The following is a 22,246-nucleotide window of genomic DNA, read 5'->3' on the forward strand; positions in this document are numbered from 1 at the left end:
CCCCGGCCAAAGCCGGGGGATTCCTACCACGGTCGGCTGACCGTCTCGGTGGGTTCCTGTTTCACCGCGCTGTGCCGGGACGGGTCCCGGTCTTACCCGCGCTCCGCAGGCTGACACGGCCAGTCCGGCCGCCTTGGCGATGTTGACCGCCGCGTTGATGTCCCGATCGACGACGGCCCCGCAGGCTCCGCACTCCCACACGCGGACGTGGAGGGGCTTGGGGCCGTCCTTGACGCCGCACTGCGAGCAGACCTGAGACGTCGGCTCGAACCGGCCGATGTGTACGAGGGTGCGCCCGTACCGGGCGGCCTTGTACTCCAGCATCGCTGTGAAGGCGGACCATCCGGCGTCGTGGACGGACTTGGCCAGGCGCGTCCGGGCGAGTCCCTTGACCACCAGGTCCTCAACGGCAACCGCTTGGTTCTCGCGGATGATCTTCGTTGACAGCTGGTGGTGGAACTCGCGCCGTGCGTCCGTCACCTTCGCATGCGCGCGGGCGACCTTGAGCCGGGCCCTTCCTCGGTTGTTGCTGCCCTTGGCCTTCCGGCTCAGGGCTTGCTGTGCGCGCTTGAGGCGCTTCTCGGCCCGGCGCAGGAAACGCGGACTGTCGATCTTCGTGCCGTCCGACAGAATCGCGAAGTGCGCCAGGCCCAGGTCGATACCGACCTGCCCGGCCACCTCGGGCAGCGTCTCCTCCGCCCCGGTCTCGATGACGAAGGAACAGAAGTACCGGCCGGCCGCGTCCTTGATCACGGTCACCGTGGACGGGGTGGAGGGCAAGGCTCGGGACCACTTCACCCGTACATCACCGATCTTCGGCAACGACAGGTCACCGCCGGCCGTGATCTTCCAGCGGGCATTGGCAGTGAACCTCACGGCCTGCCGGTTGTCCTTGCGGCTCTTGAACCGGGGAGCCCCCATGCGCGGGCGCTTTCCCTTGAGGCCGTCGAAGAAGTTCCGGTACGCGGCGTCCAGGTCCCGCAGGGACTGCTGGAGGACTACGGCGGATACCTCGCCGAGCCAGCCTCGTCCCTCGGTCTTCTTCGCCTCGGTGATCAGCAGCTTGGACAGGTCCCCGGTCCTCGGGAACTCCGCACCGGCGGCGCGGGCGGTCTCACGAGCGCGCAACGCGTCGTTGTAGACCACCCTCGCGCACCCGAACGCCCTGGCCGGCGCCGAGCGCTGAGGACCGTTCGGGTACATCCGGAAGGCGTACCTGAGCTGCACAGCGGTCACCGTACTGCGGTTAGTTCACAGCCGAGTTCAGAACAACCACATTCACCTACTCGCGAACTCCCCGCCCAAGGCCGCTGTCTACAAGCTGGTCAACAGCCTCAAGGGCGTCAGCTCCCGGAGACTCCGGGAGGACTATCCGGAACTTGCCCGGCACTACTGGCGGGCTCAGCGGCTGTGGTCCGGCTCCTGCTTCGCAGGATCGGCCGGCGGGGCTCCGCTGTCGATCGTCCGTCAGTACATCGAGCAGTAAAATCGTCCGCTCTGACCTGCAGGTCAGAGCAACGCTCAGAATCGCCTCACCTTCCCCATAAACGGGGGAGCACCGCGATTGGCCCCGGTAGCTTCGGGAGGTGTGTGGTGGGGGAGGGGGCCTCGATCACCGGGGATCACCGGGCTCTCCCCGTGGGGAGAGGGAGGGGCCCTGCCAGAAACCACGAAACTACGTTCTCCCTGGCCGAGACCCCATTCTAAGACCGGCACATCGTGTCAGGTACACGCGGTCTCCGTACCACCGACGGACCGGCGTCCCAGCGGCCCAAGTCCGCACCGGCGACGGACCGGTCCCCCGGCGGCACAATCAGAGGCGGGAGCCGCCGATGTCAAAGGCGGGAGCCGCCGTCGGGTCGTACGGGAAGGGCGAGACATGTCGCTGCGTAACAGAGGACGCCGGACCGCCGTGCACCATCCGCTCTTCGCCCGGGCCTACGCGCGGCTCGGGCCGCTCGCCGACGCGCACGCCGGTGTCCGGCCGTTGCGGCGCGAGCTGCTGGCGGGGCTGTCCGGGCGGGTCATCGAGATCGGCGCGGGCGGCGGGCTGAACTTCGCGCACTATCCGGGGACGGTCTCGGAGGTGGTGGCGATCGAGCCGGAGGCGGCGCTGCGGCAGGCAGCGCGTACGGAAGCGGTGCGGGCCGAGGTGCCCGTCGATGTGGTGCCGGGGGTCGCCGAGGCGCTGCCGGTGAAGAGCGAGGCGTTCGACGCGGCGGTGGTGGCGCTGGTGCTCTGTTCGGTACGGGATGTGGAGCGGGCGCTGGCGGAGTTGCGGCGGGTGCTGCGACCGGGGGCCGAGCTGCGGTTCCTGGAGCATGTACGGGCCGAGGGGCGCGGGCTGCGGGCGGTGCAGCGGGCGGCGGACCGTACGGTGTGGCCGCTGCTGAACGGCGGCTGTCACACGGGGCGGGACACGGTGGCGGCGTTGCGCGCGGCCGGGTTCGCGGTCGAGTCGCACCGGCGGCTGCGGGTGCCGCCGCGCGGTATCACCCTGCCGACCTCGCCGATGGTGCTGGGCACGGCACGACGCCCGGAGACGACGGGCTGAACGGCACGCCATCTCCGAACGCCGACCACATCCGCAAACCCGTCCGCGGACCCCTCAGCGGCGCTCCCCCGCCACCCCGGTCCCCCGCCCCGGCACGCTCCGCACACTCGCGCAAGGCACCGATGACCGCAGGTGCTTGCTGCCGCGCTGTACTGCCAGTGCGTCGGTGGCCCGGACTCTTGCCACCGAACCGCGCTGGAAGACCAGCACGACAGCCGGTGCCCCCACCGCCCGCACATCCGCTCTAACGGACTGGACTTGCCGCCAACGGCCCTGAATGAGCACCAGGTCGCCCTGCCTCACCTGCAGCGCCCTCACCGCACCATCACAGCCCACATTTCTTGGCCCACCCCATCTGTCGTGGCGGGACCACTCGGTGCGCCCCCTCCCCAGGGGCGGACTTGGGTCCTGCCGTGATTGGTCCGGTAACTCTGGCGCCTCGTTCGCTTCTGCGTACACTCCGATCCGGTCACATTGCCGACCCTTGGGTATACGCGCGTTGCGTGACCATATGCGTTTGCTCATGCGGAGTAGACCACTGAGCGACGGGGGCCTGGGTGGCACTGGGTGCCACATGCCGTCCGAGCTGCATGCGCGCTCCGTCCGGCCAGCGAAAAGTGCAATATTGCATCCGAACGAGGGGGTGCATGGATGCACTCGTACGCGGGCGCGCGACCCCGTGATGGCAGTGCGTGCCACTCTGATCACGCCCCGCTACGAGCCGGTCACCGGCCTGCTGACCTCGGCCGGTGCGCAGCCGCCGCGGAACCCTCGCGAACCGCCTCCTGCGCGGCAGTTGGGCTGATCACGGCCCGGACGGGCGCAAACGGCCACTGGAGACGGAAGGCACGGGGTGACGGCCGGATAAGGGCGGTGGGTGGCGCACGCCACTGTCTCCGACCGGCCGTTACTCGTCCGTACCTCGGATTACTCGTCCGTATCGGCGGTTCCGGCACCGTCCGCGCCGGCGGTTCCAGGGCCGTCCGCACCGGATCCCGAGCCGGGCAACTCCCCCGGCCAGTGACGCAGTTCACGCAGCAGGGTGAGGAAGGCACGTTCCGCCGGGGACAGCAGGCGGTCCCGGCGGTGGACCAGGCTGACCGGGCGGGGCTCCGGCGCGGGTACGACGGGCAGTACGGCGAGCCGGCCGGCCCGTACGTCCTCCCCCACCGCGTGCTCGGAGATCAACGCGAGCCCCAGCCCGGCCGCCACGCACTGCTTCACCGCCTCCGGGCCCCAGATGTCCGCGCGCGGCACATCCTCCAGCGCCCAGTCGGCCAGCACCTGTTCCTGCAGGCTGCGGGTCTGCGAGCCGGGCTCGCGCAGCAGGAACCGGGCCCCGGCCAGCTCGGCGGGCGTGACCTCGGCGGCGCCCGCGAGCCGGTGGCCGGGGGCCGCGACCAGTACCAGCCGCTCGTCCAGCACGGTTTCCACGACGAGCCGGTCGGCGTGCGGGCTGCCGGCCACCACCGCGATCCCGATGCCGCCGCCCAGCAGTTGTTCCTGCACCGCCTCGCCGTTGCCCACGAAGATGTCGCACTCGATGGCGGGGTGCCGCTCCCGGTACCGGGCCAGCAGCGCGGGCAGCAGGTAGGTGCCGACGGTCGTCGAGCCGCCGACCAGCAGCCGGCCGGTGGCCAGTCCGCTGACCTGCTGCACGGCCGCGACGGCTTCCTCGGCGAGCAGGAAGACCCGCTTGCCGTACTCGGCGAGCACCTCGCCCTCGGCGGTCGGCCGCGCACGGGTCCCGGAGCGGTCCACGAGCGTGACGCGCAGCGACTGTTCGAGCTTGCGCACCTGGTTGGAGACCGAGGGCTGGCTCATGTAGAGCTTCTGCGCGGCGGCGGAGAAGCCCTGGTGCTCGACGACCTGCATGAAGATCCACAGCCGGTGGAGGTTGAGTTCCATGGCACCTCCAAGGGCTTGCGAGGACCGAAGATCAGCCGGCCGCGCGCAGCTTAACCTTCCGGCTGCCCGCCGGACAGGGCCACGACAGGGCCATCCGTACCGTCCAGATCAGCGGCCCCCTCTCCCGCGCCCTGCCGCGCGCGGGCCCACAGGTAGTACAGCGGCGCGGTGACGACCAGCCCGACCAGCCAGGAGAGATCGGCGCCGCCGAGATGTGCGGCGAGCGGGCCGGTGTAGAGGTCGGTGGCGAGGAACGGGATCTGTACGACGATGCCGAGGGCGTACGAGCCGAGCGCGACCGGGTTGAAGCGCCCGTAGCGGCCGCCGTCCGGGGCGAAGAGGGCGTCGAAGTCGTAGCGGCCGCGGTGCAGCAGATAGAAGTCGATGAGGTTGATCGCGGTCCAGGGGACGAGGACGACCAGCAGGACGAGGACGAGATTGACGAAGTGGGTGACGAAGTCGCTGGAGAGGCCGAGGGCGATGAGCAGGGACGCGGCCAGGACGAGTGCCGAGACCGCGCCGCGGGCCGCCACCCGCGGCTGCCAGCGGGCCCGGAAGGTCTGCCCGATGGTGATCATCGAGAGCACCGCGCCGTAGAGGTTGAGCGCGTTGTGGTTGATCACGCTGAAGAGGAAGAGCAGCAGGAGTACGGGGCCGAAGGCGCCGGCCGCGTCGTGGAATCCGGCGACCGCGTCCGGGTCGGGGCTGACCAGCGCGACGACCGTACCGGCGAGGAAGGGCAGCGCGGAGCCGAGGCAGGAGCCCCAGTAGGTGGCCCAGAAGGTGCTCGCGGTGCGGACCGTACGCGGCAGGTAGCGCGAGTAGTCCGAGACGTACGGGGCGAACGCCAGCTGCCACAGGGCGCTGAGCGAGACGGTGGCGAGCCAGCCGGCGAAGGTGAAGGAGCCGCGGGTGAGGAAGTCGTCGGGCAGGCCGTGCGCGACGACCATCGCGAGGCCGGCGAGGATGCCGAGGCCGAGGACGACGGTGGCGATCTTGTTGAGGGTGTGGATGAGGCGGTAGCCGATCAGGCAGATCGCGGCTGAGCCGGCCGCGCCGAGCAGGATGCCCGCGTCGACCGGGACGGCGGGCGCGAGGCCATGCAGGGACTTGCCCGCCAGGACGATGTTGGAGGCGAAGAACCCCACGTACATCGCGGCGGCCACGACCACGATGAGCAGCGCGCCCACCGACCCGAACTGCGCCCGGCTCTGGATCATCTGCGGCACGCCCAGCTGCGGCCCCTGCGCCGAGTGCAGCGCCATGAAGACACCGCCGACGAGCTGGCCGACGACGATGGCGAGGACCGCGGAGACGAAGGACTGGTGGAAGACCTGGACCCCCATCGCGCCGGTGACCAGCGGCAACGGCGCGATGTTGGTCCCGAACCACATGGTGAACAGGTCGCGGACCCGGCCGTGCCGTTCGGTCTCGGGGACGTGGTCGATGGTGTGCTTTTCGAGCGCTTCGGTGGGTTCAGGCACGGGCGTCTCCTCGCCTCACGTGTGGTGGCTGGGAGTCTCGGGGAGCCCTGTTGATCCGGTCAATCAGAGAAATCCGCTCTCCTTCATCTGATGAACCGATGCAGCGGGGATGGCAGGATCCCGTCATCACGACGCACAGGAGCAGCCCCATGCCCAAGGACGCGAACTTCACCCTCGTACAGCTGCGGTACTTCCTCGCCGCGGCGGAGCTCGGCAGCATGACCGCGGCGGCCCAGCGGATCAATGTCTCGCAGTCGGCGATCTCGACCGCGGTGACGCATCTGGAGCGGGAGCTGGGGGTGCAGCTGCTGATCCGGCGGCATGCGAAGGGCCTGTCGCTGACCCGGGCCGGCGAGCGCTTCCTGCACGAGCTGCGCGGCTTCCTCACGCACGCCGAGGATCTGACGGAGGCGGCGCGCAGCCTCGGTACGGAGCTGGTGGGCGAGCTGGCGGTGGGCTGTTTCCAGACGCTGGCGCCGTTCTGTCTGCCGCGGCTGCTGCGGGAGTTCGGCCAGGCGCACCCCGCGGTACGGGTGCAGGTCACCGAGGGCGACATCCGAGCGGTGCAGGAGGACCTGCGCAGCGGTACGTGCGAGCTGGCGCTCCTGTACGACCTGGGGCTGGACCCGGACATCGAGCGGGAGGTGCTGGCGGTGGCGCCGCCGTACGCGCTGGTGCCGCCGGACCATTCGCTGGCGGGCGCCGGTGCGGTACGGCTGGCGGAGCTGGCGGCGGAGCCGATGATCCTGCTGGATCTGCCGCTGAGCCGGGACTACTTCCGTTCGCTGTTCCTGAAGGCGGGCGTGGAGCCGAAGGTGCGGCACCGCAGTACGAGTTACGAGACGGTGCGGGCGATGGTGGCGGCGGGGCACGGCTTCGCGATCCTCAACCAGCGGCCGGTGCACGACGCGACGTACGACGGCGGGCGGGCGGTGGCGCTGCGGCTGACCGATCCGCTGCCGGCGCTGCCGGTGGTGCTGGCCCGGCTCGCGGGCATCCGCCCGACGGGCCGCGCCCAGGCGTTCGCGGCCGTGTGCCGGGAAGCGCTGGGGGCTTGACCTGCCCCGTAGTCGCAGTATCTGCAAAACCGATGCAGTAGGTCGAAAACCTCTGCTTTACGGATGCAGAGCGGCGCGCCCATAGTCATGTCTCAGCAGAGCCCGCACGCCTCGGGAGGCTGATGATGACCCTCACTCTGGACGACGCCGTGGATCCGCGGACGCTGCGCGCGGACTTCGTCGCGGCGATGGGGAATGCCGCCACCGGCGTCACCGTGGTCGCCACCGACGGAGCGGCCGGCCGCTTCGCGCAGACGGTCAGCGCGATGAGTTCGGTGTCCGCCGATCCGCCGTCGCTGCTGGTGTGCGTCAACCGCCGCAGCCCGCTCGCGGACGCGGCCGTACGCAACGGTGTCTTCTCGGTGAATGTGCTCGCCGTGGACCAGGCCCATGTCTCGGACGTGTTCGCGGGCCGGCCCGCCGACGGTGAATCCCCTTACGAGCCCTATGACTTCGACTGTGCGCGCTGGCTGTCACTGCACACCGGCGCGCCCACCCTGGCCGACGCGGCCGCCGTCTTCGACTGCCGGCTCGCCGACGCGTACGAGCACGGTACGCACCGCATCCTCATCGGCGAGGTGCTCGCCTCCGCCGTGACGGATGCCGCCCCGCTCGTGCACCACGCCCGTGCTTACGGGTCGCACCGCCCGCTTTGAGCCCCCTCTTCCTAAGGAGCACCCGCATGATCCGTACCGGGGAGCAGTACCGGGAGTCGATCCGCGACGGCCGGGAGGTGTGGATCAACGGCGAGAAGGTCGCCGATGTCACCGCACATCCCGCCTTCAAGCCGCTGGTCGACATCCGGGCGCGCATCTACGACATGGCCCACGAGCCGGACACCCGCGAGGTCATGACGTACACCGACCCGGACACCGGCGAGGTCAACGCGATCCAGCAGAAGCCGCCGCGGACGCGGGCGGACTGGGACGCCAAGCGGGCGGCAACGGACGCCGTGCTGACGGACGTCGGCGGGGTCGTCACCCGTGTCGGTGACGAGACGATCGGCGAGGTGTGGTCGCTGATCGACGGTCAGGACGTACTGGACGCGATCAACCCGGCCTACAGTGACAACGTCAAGCGCCACATCGACAAGGCGTGTTTCGGCGACCCGTTCCATGTGTCGGCCAACACCGACCCCAAGGGCGACCGTTCCAAGCGTCCGCAGGACCAGGACCCGGACATGCTGCTGCATGTCGTGAAGGAGACGGACCGCGGGATCGTGGTGCGCGGCGCGAAGTACGAGACCGCGGCGGCCTACTCCAACCAGGCGTTCACCAAGCCGACGATCGCCAACTGGGGGGACTCCGAACTCTCGGACTACGCCCTGGGGTTCATGCTCGACATGGGCTCGCCGGGGCTGAAGTACATCTGCCGTACGGGCTTCGCGGGGCGGGCGCCGGCGGAGGACTATCCGCTCGCCAACCGCTTCGATGAGGTCGACACGCTCGTTGTCTTCGATGACGTCGAGATCCCGTGGGAGAACGTCCTCTTCTACCGGGACACCAAGGCGGCGACCTTCATCCGCGCGACGTTGCACCGGTACAGCGCGTACGCCTTCACCCAGCGCAATCTGCGGCTCGCGGACCTGATGATCGGCGCGGCGCTGTGGAACGTGAAGCAGACCGGGCTGGAGAAGCAGCAGGCCGTGCAGGAGAAGCTGGCGACGCTGGCGTGCTACCGGGAGGGCATCAATGCGCACCTGACGGCGGCCGTGGCGATGGCGGAGCCGAGCCCGGGCGGGCTGCTGATGCCCAATCAGTCGCTGCTGTACACCGGTCGTGTGCTGGCCTGTTCGCAGCTGCACGAGATGATGCACATCGCGCGGGAGCTGTGCGGCGGGCAGATCTGCATCACGCCCGACAAGGCGTCCTTCGACCACCCCGACACCGCGCCGTGGCTGGAGAAGTTCTACTCGGTGAATGAGCACTGGGTCGCGGAGGACCGCCGCAAGCTCCTCGCGTACGCCCGTGATCTGCTGAACTCCGATTACGCGGGCCACCGGCTCACCTTCCAACTCTTCGCGCAGTCACCGCCGTTCGCGCATCTCGGCGCGGTGTACCGGAACTTCGACTGGGACGGCCCGCTGGACCTGGTGAAGGACGCGGCCGGGCTGTCGGACAACGTCCTCGGCACGCTGGGAAGGAAGACCAAGTGACCACGCACCGGCGCATTCGGCCGTTCAACACCGCCGAGACCTATCCCGAGCAGAATCTCTCCAACGACCTCGCGCAGGCGGTGGTCGCCGAGGGCACGGTGTATCTGCGCGGCCAGATCGGCCAGGACCTGGACACCCGCGAGAATGTCGGCGTCGGCGATGTCGAGGCGCAGGCCGAGCAGGCCATGGCGAACATCGCGATGCTGCTGGAGGAGTCCGGCAGCCGGCTCGACGAGATCGTCAAAATCACCGTCTATCTGACGGACATCCGCTTCCGCGAGCCGGTGTACCGGGTGATGGGGCGCTGGCTCAAGGGCGTGCATTACGTCTCGACGGGTCTGGTCGTCTCCGCGCTCGCCCGCCCGGAGTGGCTGGTGGAGATCGACGCCACGGCCGTGATCCCGAAGGAGCGCCGATGACTTTTTCCGTTGCCGCACGTTGTCCCCGTACCGGGGAATTCGGTGTCGTGGTGTCCTCGTCCTCTCCTGCCGTGGCCGCGCGTTGTGCGTATGTACGGGCCGGGGTCGGCGCCGCCTGTTCGCAGAATGTGACGGATCCGCGGCTGGGCCCCGAGCTGCTGGATGCACTGGCGGACGGGGTCGATGCGGAGACCGCGGTGGCGCGGCTCACCCAGGCCGTACGGCACGTGGACTGGCGGCAGTTGACGGCCATCGGGGCGTCCGGCGAGCCCGCCGCGTACTCCGGTGACCGCACGCTCGGGGTGCATGCGCAGGCCGTCGGCGCGGACGCGGTCGCGGCGGGCAATCTGCTCGCCGATCCGGGTGTGCCGGCAGCGATGCTGGCCGCCTTCGCCGCCGATCCCGCGGCCCCGCTGGCGCAGCGGCTGGTTGACGCACTGTCAGCGGGGGCCGCGGCAGGCGGTGAGGCGGGTCCGGTGCATTCGGCGGGGCTGCTGGTCAGCGGGCAGGTGCCGTGGCCGGTGACGGATCTGCGGGTGGACTGGACGGACGGCGATCCGGTGGCGGAGCTGGCGGCGCTGTGGAAGCGGTGGGAGCCGCAGGCGGCGGACTATGTGCGGCGCGCGCTGGACCCTGATGCGGCGCCCGGATACGGCGTGCCGGGTGATCCCGCATGAGCGGTGCCGAGACGGCCGTGCGGGACGCCGTCGCCGCCTCCGCCGACGGCCTGCTCGCCCTCAGCCACCGCATCCACGCCCACCCCGAGACCGCCTGGGAGGAGGAGCGGGCCGCCGACTGGACCGCGTCGGCCCTCGCCGACCTGGGCTATCGGGTCACGCCCGGGATCTGCGAGCTGCCCACCGCGTTCGCGGCGACGATCGGCTCGGGGCCGTTGCATCTCGCGCTCTGTGCGGAGTACGACGCACTGCCCGGCCTGGGCCATGCCTGCGGGCACAACATCATCGCGGCCTCGGCGGTGGGGGCGGCAGCCGGGCTGGCCCGGGTCGCCGACGATCTCGGGCTGACGGTGACGGTGCTGGGCACGCCGGCCGAGGAGGGCGGCGGCGGGAAGATCCTGATGCTGGAGCGCGGTGCGTTCGACGGGATGCACGCGGCGATGATGGTGCATCCGGGGCCGGTGGATGTCGCGGAGGCGGAGCCGTACGCGGTGGCGCATCTGCGGATCGACTACGAGGGCAAGGCCGCGCACGCCGCGGCCTATCCGGAGCAGGGCCGCAACGCGGCGGACGCGTTCACCGTCGCGCAGGTCGCGATCGGCCTGCTCCGCCAGCAACTCCCGCACTCCGTAAGGGTGCACGGGATGCTGACGCGCGGTGGCGAGGCGCCGAACGCGATCCCGGAGCGGACGAGCGGGCGGTGGTACGTGCGGGCCGGTTCGCTGGAGGAGCTGGCGGCCGTACGGCCGCGCGTCGAGCGGTGTTTCGAGGCGGGGGCGCTGGCAGCCGGCTGTGAACTGTCGGTGGCGCACGAGAGCCCGCCGTACGCGGAGTTCCGTACGGACCACGAGATGCTCGGGCTGTACCGGGCGCATGCGGAGGCCGCCGGGCGGAAGTTCACCCCGCCGTCGGCGCCCGAGGCGCGGATGAACCGGGCCTCGACCGACATGGGCAACGTCTCGCGGGTGCTGCCCGCGATCCATCCGTACATCGGCATCGGGTCGCTGCCCGCGGTCAATCACCAGAAGGAGTTCGCGGCGCACTGCGTCACGCCGGAGGCCGACCGCGCCGTGCTCGACGGCGCGGTGGCACTGGCGCTGACGGGGGTGTCGTTGGCTTCGGATCCCCGCCGGCGGGAGCGGCTCACAGCCGCGGGCACCCCGTGACCGTACGGGCGTAGCGGAGGACCGCGTCGCGGGCCGCGGCGTGGTCCACCGCTGGGTTGCGGCTGATGATGTGCAGGCCGTAGCCGTCCTCCAGGGCGACCAGGTCGCGGGCGACGGCTGCGGCGGGCTGGCCGAGGGTGAAGTCGCCGCAGGCGGCGCCCAGTTCGAGGAGTGTGGTGTAGAGCGCGACCTCGCGGGCGTAGAGCGATGCCATCAGCGTGGCGTGCTGGCGGCTGCGGTCGGCGAGGCCGTGCAGTTCGTAGAGCAGGCGATGGGTGGCGTCGTCGCTGTCGCGCGGCAGGCCGCTCGCCGCTGCCGCGCGCAGCCGCTCGACCGGGTCACCGGCGTCGTCGGTAGCAGCGTGACGGTTGGTCAGGTACCGTTCCACCGCGCTCTGGTGCACCTCGAAGACGAGATCGTCGAGCTCGGGATAGTAGTAGAGCACCGAGCCCGCGGAGACCCCGGCCTCGGCCGCGATGTCCTTGATCCGCAGGCCTGCCAGGCCACGGCCGGTGATCGCCCGGCCCGCCGCCTCGATGAGTGCTTCCCGGCGGGCGCCTTGGTTCTTGGTCCTTGCCATGCCGTAAATTCCCCGTTTCTCGCTTCAACGAATGCGACTTTCTCCCCCGCGATGCATTGACAGAGTAGCGCCCCATAGTTTGAATCACGGTTCAAAGAATCCCTCCCCCTCGCAAGGAGGCGGCGTGGCACGCGAAGCGAACGCCACCGTGGAGCGGCACACCATCGACGTCATCCCCGACGACGAGCGGCACGGCCGCACCCGCGACCTCTTCACCATCTGGTTCTCCGCCAACCTCGGCCCGCTCACCATGGTCACCGGCGCCCTCGCGCCCACCGTCTTCGGACTGTCCTTCGCATGGAGCGTGCTCGCACTGCTCGTCGGCCACCTCGGCGGCGGCTTCCTGATGGCGCTGCACTCGGCGCAGGGGCCGCAGCTGGGCGTGCCGCAGATGATCCAGAGCCGCGGCCAGTTCGGCAGCGTCGGCGCGCTCGCCGTGGTCCTCGTCGTGGTCGTGATGTACCAGGGTTTCTTCGCCTCCAACCTGGTGCTCGGCGCCCAGTCGCTGGAGCAGGCGCTGCCGGCCGTGCCCGTCGACGCGGGCATCGCGCTCGGCACGGCGGTCAGCCTCGTCGTCACGGTCGTCGGCTACCGCCTGATGCACGGCATCGGCCGGCTGACCACCTGGCTCTTCGGCGCGGTCCAGCTGGTCGGCGCCGCCTGGATCGCCTTCGGCGGGCTGCCCGCCGGGTTCCTGACCCGCGGCGGCTTCTCGCTCGGCGGCTTCCTCGGCATGATCTCCGTCGGCGTGCTCTGGCAGATCGCGTACGCGCCCTATGTCTCGGACTACTCGCGCTACATGCCAGCCGACCGCGCCCAGGTCCGCTCGACGCTGTGGTGCACGTACTGGGGCAGTGTGCTCGGCAGTGTCCTGCCGATGCTGGTCGGCGTGGCCGTCGGCGTCGCGGTGGGCGGCGAGGACCCCGTGGCCGCGCAGTCGCAGCTGCTGGGCAGCCCGCTCGCGCAGATCACACTGTGGTCCTTCGCCGTGGTCACCATGCTCACCAACTCGATGAACCTGTACGGCGCGACGCTGTGCGTGGTCACCGCCGTCCAGACCTTCGCGCACCGCTGGCTGCCGGGCCCGGCGCTCCGCGCGCTCCTCTCGCTCGCCCTCGCCGCCCTGTCCTTCGTACTGGCCGCGGCCTTCGCCGACTCGTTCATGGCCAGCTACCTGAACCTGATCTACCTCCTGCAGTACGTCCTGATCCCCTGGACCGCCATCAACCTCGTCGACTTCTACCTCGTCCGGCACGGCGACTACGACGTGCCGTCGTTCTTCGCGCGGGACGGCGGGGTCTACGGCCGCTGGAACGCCACGGCCCTGGGCGTCTATCTGCTCGGCATCCTGATCGAGGTGCCGTTCATGGCCCAGACGCTCTACACCGGGCCGCTCGCCCACGCCCTCGGCGACACCGACTTCGGCTGGCTCGCCGGGCTGCTCTTCACCACGCCGGTGTACCTGTACGCGGCGCGGCGGCGAGTACGACGGGCCGCAGCGCGCGCCGCGTCCGGCGCGGCCGCCGCCCCTCCCCCGTATGCCGACACCCACTGACCTGCACTCACTGACCTGGAGCCGCCATGAGCACCCCCACGTACGAAGAATGGCAGCAGCGCGCCGCCCAACTCCGGCCGGAGACAAGGGCGTTCATCGACGGCGAGTACGTCGACGCCGCCGACGGCCGGACCTTCTCCGACGTCGATCCCGCCACCGGCAAGACCGTCGCCGAGGTCGCCCGCTGCGGCGCGGCGGATGTCGACGCGGCCGTACGGGCGGCCCGTACCGCCTTCGAGGACGGCCGCTGGTCGCGGCTCGCACCGGCCGAGCGCAAGCGGCGGCTGCTGCGGCTCGCCGAGCTGATCACGGAGCACGGCGAGGAGCTGGCGCTCCTCGACACCCTCGACATGGGCAAGCCCATCACCGAGACGCTGACCGTGGACGTGCCGGGCGCCGCCGGGTGCTTCGCGTGGCACGCGGAGGCCGTCGACAAGCTGTACGACGAGGTGGCGCCGACCGCGCCGGGCAGTCTCGCGACGGTCCGACGGGTGCCACTGGGCGTGGTGGGCGCGGTGGTGCCGTGGAACTTCCCGTTGGACATGGCGAGTTGGAAGCTGGCGCCCGCGCTCGCCGCCGGCAACAGCGTGGTGCTCAAGCCCGCCGAGCAGTCGCCGCTGTCCGCGCTGCGGCTCGCCCGGCTCGCGGCGGAGGCCGGCATCCCCGACGGCGTACTGAACGTCGTCCCGGGCTTCGGCGAGGAGGCGGGGCAGGCGCTGGGCCGCCACCCGGACGTGGACGTGCTCGCCTTCACCGGTTCCACTGCCGTCGGCAAGCTCTTCCTCTCCTACGCCGCCGAGTCCAACCTCAAGCAGGTCTGGCCCGAGTGCGGCGGCAAGAGCCCCAACCTGGTCTTCGCCGACGCCGACCTGGAGGCCGCCGCGGAGAAGGCCGCGTGGGGTTTCCTGTACAACTCCGGGCAGGTGTGTTCCGCCAACACCCGTCTGCTGGTGGAGAGTTCGATCGCGAAGGAGTTCACCGCTCGGGTCGTGGACCACGTACGGCAGTGGCGGCCCGGCGACCCGCTCGACCCGGCGACCGTGCTCGGCCCGCTGGTGGACGAGGCGCAGGCGAACCGGGTGCTGGGCGCGGTGCGGACCGCGCGTGCCGCGGGCGCCACGGTGGCCTGCGGTGGTACGCGGCCGGAGGGCCCCGGCGCGTACCTCGACCCGACCGTGGTGACCGGCCTCGCCCCGGACGCGCCACTCGCCCGCGAGGAGCTGTTCGGCCCGGTGCTGGCCGTGCTGCCGTTCGCGGACGAGGCGGCGGCGGTACGGATCGCCAATGACTCGCCGTACGGGCTGGCCGCCTCGGTGTGGACCCGGGACATCGGCCGGGCGCACCGGGTGAGCGACGCACTGCACGCCGGGACGGTGTCGGTGAACACGGTGGACGCGCTCGACCCGGTGACGCCGTTCGGCGGCTTCAAGCAGTCCGGCTTCGGCCGGGACCTCTCGCTGCACTCCTTCGCGAAGTACACGGGGCTGAAGACGACATGGATCCAGTACGCATGACGCAACGTCAGGACGTTGAGCAAGAGATTGCGCGGCGGGCGGACGATCTCGTCGCGCTCACCACCGCCCTCGTCGGCTTCGACACGACCGTACGGGGGTCGGCCGGGGAGCCGGCGCGGGACGAGGCGGAGCTGCAGGAGTTCCTGGCCGGGCGGCTGCGGGCCGCGGGGGCCACCGTGGACGTGTGGACGCCGAAGCCCGGGGACCTGCCGGAGTCGCCGCAGACCCCGCCGGGGCTGGGCTTCGACGGGCGGCCGCAGCTCGTGGCGCGCTTCCCCGGTACCGGCGGCGGCCGCAGCCTGCTGTTCAACGGGCACATCGATGTCGTCTCGGCCGAGCCGCGCGGTGACTGGGCGTCGGACCCGTTCCGGGCCGAGGTGCGGGACGGGCGGCTGTACGGGCGCGGCACGTGCGACATGAAGGGCGGCATCGCGGCCGCGGTGGTCGCGGCGGAGGCGCTGGCCGCGCTGGGCATCCGGCTGCCCGGCGATCTGCTGCTCAACACGGCGACCGACGAGGAGTGGAACGGCGCGGGCACGCTCGCCTCGGTCGGGTACGGGGTGCGTGCCGACGCCGCCGTCGTGCCCGAACCCACCGACCTGAACGTCGTCACCGCCCAGCGCGGCATCCTCGGCGGCACGGTCACCGTGGCGGGGCGGCCGGGGCACGCCGAGTTCCCGCCCAGCGACTGGCGGGCGGGCGGCGCGGTGAACGCCATCGAGAAGACGCTCCCGGTCCTCGACGCACTGCGGGAGCTGCGCGAACGCTGGGCCGAAGACCCCGGTCACCGCCACCCGCTCCTCCCGCCGCCGTCGATCGTGCCCACGATGATCAAGGGCGGCGAGTGGTGGGTGACCTATCCGGCGTCCTGCGAGGTCTGCCTGGACGTCACGTATCTGCCGGTGCAGGCGGACGGGGACGGCTGGGCGAGCCGGGTCCGTACGGAGATCGAGGAGACCGTACGGAAGGCCACCGGGGCCGACGGCTGGCTCGCCGCGCATCCGCCGGTCTTCGCCTGGGACACCGAGCTGGCGCCCGCGGAAGTACCGGGTGATCACGCGCTGGTCGGGGCACTGAGCGAGGCCGCCACCAATCTTGTCCGCGCCCCGCGTGTGGTCGGCGAGCCGTCCTGGACCGATGCCGCCACCCTCACCCGCTTCGGGAACACCCCTGCCGTCTGCCTGGGCCCGACGGCCACCCGCCCGGACGGCTCCCCCACTCTCCACACCGTCGACGAATACATCGAGGTCAGCGACCTGATCGCGACTGCTCAGACGCTCGCGCTGACCGCACTCACCATGACCGCTGAAGCTCCGAAGGGGACCTCATGAACCACGCCGAACTCGCCGCCGCCGACCGCGCCCGCATCATCCACCCGTATCTCCCCGGCACCGTCGAGGAGCGGGTCGTGATGACCGAGGGCTCCGGCTGCCGGCTCACCGACGCCGAGGGGCGCTCGTACCTCGACGCCACCGGCGGGCTCTGGCTCGCGCAGATCGGGCACGGCCGCGAGGAGGTCGCGCGCGCCGCGGCCGAGCAGATGGCGAAGCTGGAGTACTTCACCAGCTTCTGGGAGTTCTCCAACGACCGGGCGATCGAGCTGGCCACCCGGCTCACCTCGCTCGCGCCCGAGGGCCTGGGCCACGTCTACTTCACTTCCGGCGGCTCGGAAGGCAACGAGGCCGCGATCAAGATGGCGCGGTACTACCACCACCGGCGCGGCGAGTCCTCGCGTACGTGGATCCTGGCGCGCGACAAGGCGTACCACGGCATCGGCTACGGCGGCGGCTCGGCGACCGGCTTCCCGCTGTACCACGAGGGCTTCGCGCCGATGATGCCGCACGTCAGCCACCTGACGCCGCCGTGGCCGTACCGCACCGAGCTGTACGGCGGCGAGGACCCGTGCGACTTCCTGATCCGGGAGCTGGAGGAGCGGATCGCGGAGATCGGGCCCGGCAACATCGCGGCGATGATCGGTGAGCCGATCATGGGCGTGGGCGGGATGCTGACGCCGCCGGCGGACTACTGGCCGCGGGTGCGGGAGGTGCTGGACCGGCACGGCATTCTGCTGATCTTCGATGAGGTGGTGACGGCGTACGGGCGGGTCGGCGAGTGGTTCGCGGCGCAGCACTTCGGTGTCACGCCGGACATCATCGTCACCGCCAAGGGCATCACCTCCGGCTACACACCGCTGGGCGCGCTGCTGGTCGGGGACCGGGTGGCCGAGCAGCTGCTGCGCGAGCACGGCTTCCCGATGGGCTACACGTACAACGGTCACCCGGTCGCCGCCGCGGTGGCACTCGCCAACCTCGACATCATCGAGCGCGAGGGGCTGCTGGCCCGCGCGGTGGAGATCGGCGGTGCGCTGCACGGTGAACTCCAAGCGCAGCTGGGCGACTTGCCGGTGGTCGGCGAGGTGCGGTCGGTGGGCATGATGCTCGCCGTCGAGCTGGTCGCGGACAAGGAGACGCGCGCGCCGCTGCCGGTGCGGCCGGAGCGGATGCCGCACGATGTGATCCGGCGCGAGACGGGCGTGATCGTACGGGACTCCGCGCACAGCATCGTGCTGTCCCCGCCGCTGGTCATGACGGAGGCGGAGGTGAAGGAGACGGTGACCGCGATGCGGTCGGTGCTGGAACGCACGCTGCCGACCGGCGAGATTGGCAACTGATCCACTCCACCGCAACCGGCCACGACTGGAAGGGCGCACTGCCGTGTCCGTACCACCCACCAGATCCGCACCCGTACCACCACCGCAACCCCCTGAGACCGTCCCCCACCTGCACCGCAGCCTGCGCCGGTTCGACATCATGGCGATGGGTGTGGCGGCCGTCATCTCCTTCGACGTGCTGGGGCAGATCGCCGGCGGCGGGGGCGAGGCCGTCACCTGGATCGCCGTGATCGCGGTGGGCTTCCTGCTGCCGTACGCGCTGGTCTTCGCCGAGACGGGGGCCGCGTTCCCGCAGGAGGGCGGCCCGTACGTCTGGGTGAAGCTGGCCTTCGGGCGCGCCACCGCGGCGCTCACCACGCTGTTCTACTGGGTCACCAATCCGGTGTGGCTCGGCGGTTCGCTGGTGTTCATCGCGGCGGAGTCCTGGGACGGTTTCGTCTTCCCGCTCGGCTCCGGGACGGTGGCCGACTACGCCTTCAAGCTGCTGTTCATCTGGGCGGCGATCCTCACCGCGATCGTGTCGCTGCGCCGCGGCAAGTGGATCACAACGGCGGGTGCGGCGGCCAAGGTGCTGGCCCTCACCGTCTTCTCCGGCACGGCCGTGGCGTACGGCATCCAGCACGGCTTCCACGGCCTGGACCAGGCCTCCTTCTCCCCCACCGCGGTCGGCTTCCTGGGCCTGGTGCCGGTGCTGCTCTTCGCCTTCGTCGGCTTCGAGGCGCCGAACGCGGCGGGTGACGAGATGCACGACCCGCAGCGGGACGTCCCGGTCTCCATCGGGATCTCCGGGCTGATCGCGACGTGCTGCTATCTGCTCCCCGTGCTGGCGATCCTCTCGGCGGCACCCGCCGGAAAGGTGACGGGCATCGGCGGGTTCATGGACGCGGCCCGGCTGGTCTTCGCCGTGTACGGGGACTGGAGCGGGCCGCTGCTGACCACGGCCGCCGTGCTGTTCGTCTTCGCACTGCTCACCCAGGGCAGTGCGTGGATGATCGTCAGCGACCGGATGCAGGCGATGGCGGCGGCCGACGGCGGGTTCTTCAGCCGCGGGCTGGGCGCGTTCCATGCGCGGCTGGGCACTCCGGTACGGATGAATCTGCTCTCCGGGGTCACCGCGACGCTCTTCATGGTCGCCTCGATGAAACTGGCGGCCGGGGACACCGCCGCGGTGTTCGGTGTCGTCCTGACCGTCGCGATCACCACGCTGCTGCTGTCGTACCTCGCGATAGTGCCGGCCCTGATCCGGCTGCGCCTGCGGCGCGCGGAGGTACCCCGCCCGTACGAGGTGCCGTTCGGCACGCGCGGCTTCGTGGTGTGCGCGTCGCTCGTGTACGCGTGGGTCGTGCTGGGCTCCTGGGTGGCGCTGTTCCCGGGCACCCTGGAACACCTCGTCGGGCTGCCGTACGACTTCGCCGACATCTGGGGCGTCTCGCGTACCACCTTCGAAACCTTCACGCTGGGCACGGTCGTCCTGCTGCTGGCCGTCGGCGCGGCGGGGCTGTGGGGGCAGCGCGGAAGGAGCGCGCGGGACTGAACGGGAGCGCGGCGGCCCCCGGCGACCCTCGGTCGGTCGCCGGGGGCCGCCGCGTCGGGCTATGAGCGGTATAGGGATTCCGGTGGTTCTGCCGGGGGCCCGGGCGGTGTTCCCTGGTGGGGCAGGGCGGCGCGACCGGCCGCCGACTACGACCTCAGGGGTGGAACCGCACATGAAGGAAGCTGGTGCCGAGCGGCAGTCCGAGCCGCGGACCGAGCGGCTGACCGTCAACGGGCGCGACTACGCCTGGCCCGCCCGGCCCGTCGTCGTGGTGTGCATCGACGGCAGCGAGGACGCCTATCACGAGCGGGCCATCGCCGACGGCCGGATGCCGTTCCTGGAGCGGATGCTGCGGGACGGCAGCGATCTGCGCGCGGACTGCACGATGCCGTCCTTCACCAATCCCAACAACCTGTCGATCGCGACCGGAGTGCCGCCGTCGGTGCACGGGATCTGCGGAAACTACTTCTACGACCCGGCCGCCGACGCCGAGGTCATGATGAACGACCCCGAGCTGCTGCGGGCGCCGACGCTGTTCGCCGAGTTCTCGCAGGCCGGCGCCAAGGTCGCGGTGATCACCGCGAAGGACAAGCTGCGCCGGCTGTTGGGCAAGGGGCTCGCCGCGGACGGCATCTGCTTCTCCGCCGAGAAGGCCGACCAGGTCACGCAGCAGGACAACGGCATCGAGAAGGTGCTGGAGCGGGTCGGGATGCCACTGCCGTCGGTCTACAGCGCCGAGCTGAGCGAGCTGGTGATGGCGGCGGGCGTGGACGTGCTGGAGCGGGACCGCCCGGAACTGACGTACCTGTCGCTGACGGACTACATCCAGCACAAGCACGCGCCCGGCTCCCCCGTGGCGAACGACTTCTACGCCATGCTGGACGGCTACTTCGCGCGGATCGACGCGCTCGGCGCCGTGCTGGTAGTCACCGCCGATCATGGGATGAACGCCAAGAGCGATGGCGACGGGGACGCCCAAGTGGTGTTTCTGCAGGACGAGTTGGATGCCCGGCTCGGCGCTGGCGCGGCGCGTGTCGTGCTGCCCATCACCGACCCGTACACGGTGCACCACGGCGCGCTCGGCTCGTACGCCACGGTGCATCTGCCGGCGAGCGCGGACGCGGACGCGTTGCGTGCCGAACTGGCCGCGCTGGACGGCGTCTCCGAGGTGATGGGCCGGGAGCGGGCCTGCGTCCGCTTCGAGCTGCCCGGCGACCGGATCGGCGAGCTGGTCGTCATCGCCGAGCGCAACACGGTACTGGGCACCACGCCCGCCCGGCACGACATCTCCGGGTTCAAGGAGCCGCTGCGCTCGCACGGCGGGCTGACCGAGCAGCGTGTGCCGTTCCTGGTGAACGCGCAGGTCGGACCGGTCCCTCAGGGCCACCGGCTGCGTAACTTCGACAGTTATTGGGTGGGCACGTCGGTGGCGGCGGGGGTGCTGCTCACCGCCTGACCCACCGTCACCCCGCCCCTCCTACGGACGATCCAACCCCCCGCATACGGACGACGCACCACCCGGCCCCGGCGCGCCGCCGAGGCGCGCGCCGGGGCCCCGTCATGCCCGAATCCAGGCCGAGGGACAGGACTCCGCCATGGCCGACGTCGCACCGCAGTCCGTACCATCACCACCACCCGGTCCCCCGCTCTCCACGCGGGAGGCGCTGAAGGGGATGACCCGCTGGCGCCGGCAGATCTTCGCGGTCACCTGGCTCGCGTACGCGGGCTTCTACTTCGTCCGCCAGGCGTTCTCGGTCGCCAAGCTCGGCATCCTGGACGATCCCCTGGTGAACGGGGTGCTGACCGAGCAGGTGCTCGGCGTGCTGGACGCGTTGTATCTCGCGGCGTACGCGGCAGGGCAGTTCGTGTGGGGCATGTGGGCCGACCGCTTCGGGCCGCGGGTGGTGGTCGCCGGCGGCATGATCGGCGCGGTTGTCGCCGCGTGCGCGATGGGCGTCAGCAGCGCCGTGCTGGTGTTCGGCGGGGCGATGGTGCTCCAGGGGCTGGCGCAGTCGACGGGCTGGGCGCCGCTGTGCAAGAACATGGGCAGCTTCTTCACGGTGCGCGAGCGGGGCCGGGTACTCGGCATCTGGAGCAGCAACTACGCGTTCGGCGGGCTCGCCGCGCCGCCGTTCCTCGGCTGGTGGGCGTACGAGGTCTTCGACAGCTGGCACGCGGCGTTCCTCGCGGGCGCGGCAACACTCGCCGTCGTCCTGGTGCTGTTCCTGGTCTTCCAGCGGAACACACCGCAGGACGTGGGGCTGCCGGATCCGAATCGTACGGAGGATCCGCATCGTACGGAGGAAGAGCCCGCTGCGGTCACCCGCCGCAAGCCCGCCCTGGCCCTCTACAAAGAAGCACTGCGCGACCGCATGGTGCTGACGCTCGGCGCCGCGTACTTCCTGCTCAAGCCCGCCCGGTACGCGATCCTGCTGTGGGGCCCGGTGATCGTCAGCCGGCAGCTGCCGGAGGTCGGCAAGGTCGGGGCCACGCTCATTCCGGTGGCGTTCGGTGTCGCGGGGGTGCTCGCACCGATCGTGATCGGCTGGGTCTCCGACACCGTCTTCCGGTCCCGCCGGGTGCCGCCGTGCGTGCTGGCGCTGGCCCTGCTGACCGTGGCGCTGGCCCTGTTCATGCCGCTGACGGCGACCGGCAGCGCGGTGGTGATGATCGCGGTGCTGGCGGTGATCGGGCTGGCCGTGTACGCGGCGGACGCGATGATCAGTTGTGTTGCTGCGGTGGACTTCGGCAGCGCCGGCGGCGCGGGCACGGCCGCCGGGCTGGTCAACGGCTGCGGGTCGATCGGTGCGATTCTCGGCGGTCTGCTGCCCGGCTTCCTCTCCGGCACCGCGCTGTTCTACGGCTTCGCGGGCGCCGCGCTGCTGGCCGGCCTTCTGATGCTCCCGCAGTGGAACCGCGTACCCGCCAACGCGGCGGCCTGAGGCCCGGCACGCTTCGTCCTGATCCATCC

At 71.0% G+C, this 22,246-nt stretch carries 18 protein-coding genes and 1 pseudogene; 15 read left to right on the forward strand and 4 right to left on the reverse strand.

Annotated elements, in window-relative coordinates; translation table 11 throughout:
- Positions 1 to 30 precede the first annotated feature (30 nt).
- Positions 31 to 1,227, reverse strand: a pseudogene (locus tag AB0I82_RS12280) (RNA-guided endonuclease TnpB family protein); the annotation flags it as partial.
- Here AB0I82_RS12280 and tnpA point away from each other — a divergent pair.
- Both tnpA and AB0I82_RS12290 read left to right on the forward strand, forming a co-directional pair.
- Complete coding sequence (tnpA, locus tag AB0I82_RS12285) at positions 1,217 to 1,486, forward strand: IS200/IS605 family transposase (protein WP_363257719.1); 270 nt, start codon at positions 1,217 to 1,219, stop codon at positions 1,484 to 1,486. The pseudogene AB0I82_RS12280 and the gene tnpA overlap by 11 nt on opposite strands.
- A gap of 393 nt (positions 1,487 to 1,879) precedes the next feature.
- Entirely contained in the window at positions 1,880 to 2,554 is a 675-nt protein-coding gene (locus AB0I82_RS12290) for a class I SAM-dependent methyltransferase (RefSeq protein WP_363257134.1), read from the forward strand.
- Between the two features lie 927 nt (positions 2,555 to 3,481).
- Here the strand turns inward: AB0I82_RS12290 and AB0I82_RS12295 are convergent.
- Both AB0I82_RS12295 and AB0I82_RS12300 read right to left on the reverse strand, forming a co-directional pair.
- On the reverse strand, positions 3,482 to 4,462 hold the full coding sequence (locus AB0I82_RS12295) for a LysR family transcriptional regulator (RefSeq protein WP_363257135.1): 981 nt from the start codon (positions 4,460 to 4,462) through the stop codon (positions 3,482 to 3,484).
- A gap of 50 nt (positions 4,463 to 4,512) precedes the next feature.
- Entirely contained in the window at positions 4,513 to 5,946 is a 1,434-nt protein-coding gene (locus AB0I82_RS12300) for a cytosine permease (RefSeq protein WP_363257136.1), read from the reverse strand.
- 149 nt (positions 5,947 to 6,095) lie between these two features.
- Here AB0I82_RS12300 and AB0I82_RS12305 point away from each other — a divergent pair, with 149 nt between their 5' ends.
- The 6 genes from AB0I82_RS12305 (at position 6,096) to AB0I82_RS12330 (ending at position 11,421) form a co-directional block, all read left to right on the forward strand.
- Positions 6,096 to 7,004 carry a LysR family transcriptional regulator gene (locus AB0I82_RS12305; protein WP_363257137.1) on the forward strand — a complete coding sequence of 303 codons (909 nt, stop codon included), beginning with the start codon at positions 6,096 to 6,098 and terminating at the stop codon, positions 7,002 to 7,004.
- Between the two features lie 122 nt (positions 7,005 to 7,126).
- On the forward strand, positions 7,127 to 7,660 hold the full coding sequence (locus AB0I82_RS12310; protein WP_363257138.1) for a flavin reductase family protein: 534 nt from the start codon (positions 7,127 to 7,129) through the stop codon (positions 7,658 to 7,660).
- Positions 7,661 to 7,686: 26 nt separating this feature from the next.
- The gene (locus tag AB0I82_RS12315; RefSeq protein WP_363257139.1) at positions 7,687 to 9,159 is read left to right on the forward strand and encodes a 4-hydroxyphenylacetate 3-hydroxylase family protein; all 1,473 of its coding nucleotides are present in this window, start codon (positions 7,687 to 7,689) and stop codon (positions 9,157 to 9,159) included.
- Entirely contained in the window at positions 9,156 to 9,578 is a 423-nt protein-coding gene (locus AB0I82_RS12320; RefSeq protein ID WP_363257140.1) for a RidA family protein, read from the forward strand. Before AB0I82_RS12315 ends, AB0I82_RS12320 begins: the two co-directional genes overlap by 4 nt.
- Positions 9,575 to 10,255, forward strand: coding sequence for a DUF1028 domain-containing protein (locus AB0I82_RS12325; RefSeq protein ID WP_363257141.1), 681 nt, complete (start codon positions 9,575 to 9,577; stop codon positions 10,253 to 10,255). The genes AB0I82_RS12320 and AB0I82_RS12325 overlap by 4 nt, the downstream gene beginning before the upstream one ends.
- Positions 10,252 to 11,421, forward strand: a complete 1,170-nt coding sequence (locus AB0I82_RS12330) for a M20 family metallopeptidase (RefSeq protein ID WP_363257142.1) — start codon at positions 10,252 to 10,254, stop codon at positions 11,419 to 11,421. Before AB0I82_RS12325 ends, AB0I82_RS12330 begins: the two co-directional genes overlap by 4 nt.
- On the opposite strand, the gene AB0I82_RS12335 is transcribed toward AB0I82_RS12330, so the two are convergent.
- Positions 11,399 to 12,001, reverse strand: coding sequence for a TetR family transcriptional regulator C-terminal domain-containing protein (locus tag AB0I82_RS12335; RefSeq protein WP_363257143.1), 603 nt, complete (start codon positions 11,999 to 12,001; stop codon positions 11,399 to 11,401). The genes AB0I82_RS12330 and AB0I82_RS12335 overlap by 23 nt on opposite strands.
- Before the next feature lie 124 nt (positions 12,002 to 12,125).
- Here AB0I82_RS12335 and AB0I82_RS12340 point away from each other — a divergent pair, with 124 nt between their 5' ends.
- The 7 genes from AB0I82_RS12340 to AB0I82_RS12370 all read left to right on the forward strand — a co-directional run bounded on the left by AB0I82_RS12340 (position 12,126) and on the right by AB0I82_RS12370 (position 22,217).
- The gene (locus tag AB0I82_RS12340; protein ID WP_363257144.1) at positions 12,126 to 13,556 is read left to right on the forward strand and encodes a cytosine permease; all 1,431 of its coding nucleotides are present in this window, start codon (positions 12,126 to 12,128) and stop codon (positions 13,554 to 13,556) included.
- Between the two features lie 26 nt (positions 13,557 to 13,582).
- Positions 13,583 to 15,070, forward strand: a complete 1,488-nt coding sequence (locus tag AB0I82_RS12345) for an aldehyde dehydrogenase (protein ID WP_363257145.1) — start codon at positions 13,583 to 13,585, stop codon at positions 15,068 to 15,070.
- The gene (locus AB0I82_RS12350; protein ID WP_363257146.1) at positions 15,067 to 16,401 is read left to right on the forward strand and encodes an ArgE/DapE family deacylase; all 1,335 of its coding nucleotides are present in this window, start codon (positions 15,067 to 15,069) and stop codon (positions 16,399 to 16,401) included. The genes AB0I82_RS12345 and AB0I82_RS12350 overlap by 4 nt, the downstream gene beginning before the upstream one ends.
- The gene (locus tag AB0I82_RS12355) at positions 16,398 to 17,741 is read left to right on the forward strand and encodes an aspartate aminotransferase family protein (RefSeq protein WP_363257147.1); all 1,344 of its coding nucleotides are present in this window, start codon (positions 16,398 to 16,400) and stop codon (positions 17,739 to 17,741) included. Before AB0I82_RS12350 ends, AB0I82_RS12355 begins: the two co-directional genes overlap by 4 nt.
- 43 nt (positions 17,742 to 17,784) lie before the next feature.
- Positions 17,785 to 19,275, forward strand: a complete 1,491-nt coding sequence (locus tag AB0I82_RS12360) for an APC family permease (protein WP_363257148.1) — start codon at positions 17,785 to 17,787, stop codon at positions 19,273 to 19,275.
- 172 nt (positions 19,276 to 19,447) lie between these two features.
- Positions 19,448 to 20,731, forward strand: a complete 1,284-nt coding sequence (phnA, locus tag AB0I82_RS12365) for a phosphonoacetate hydrolase (protein ID WP_363257149.1) — start codon at positions 19,448 to 19,450, stop codon at positions 20,729 to 20,731.
- Positions 20,732 to 20,870: 139 nt separating this feature from the next.
- The gene (locus AB0I82_RS12370) at positions 20,871 to 22,217 is read left to right on the forward strand and encodes an MFS transporter (RefSeq protein WP_363257150.1); all 1,347 of its coding nucleotides are present in this window, start codon (positions 20,871 to 20,873) and stop codon (positions 22,215 to 22,217) included.
- Positions 22,218 to 22,246 lie beyond the last annotated feature (29 nt).

The organism is Streptomyces sp. NPDC050315, from assembly GCF_040655775.1.
GTDB lineage: Bacteria > Actinomycetota > Actinomycetes > Streptomycetales > Streptomycetaceae > Streptomyces.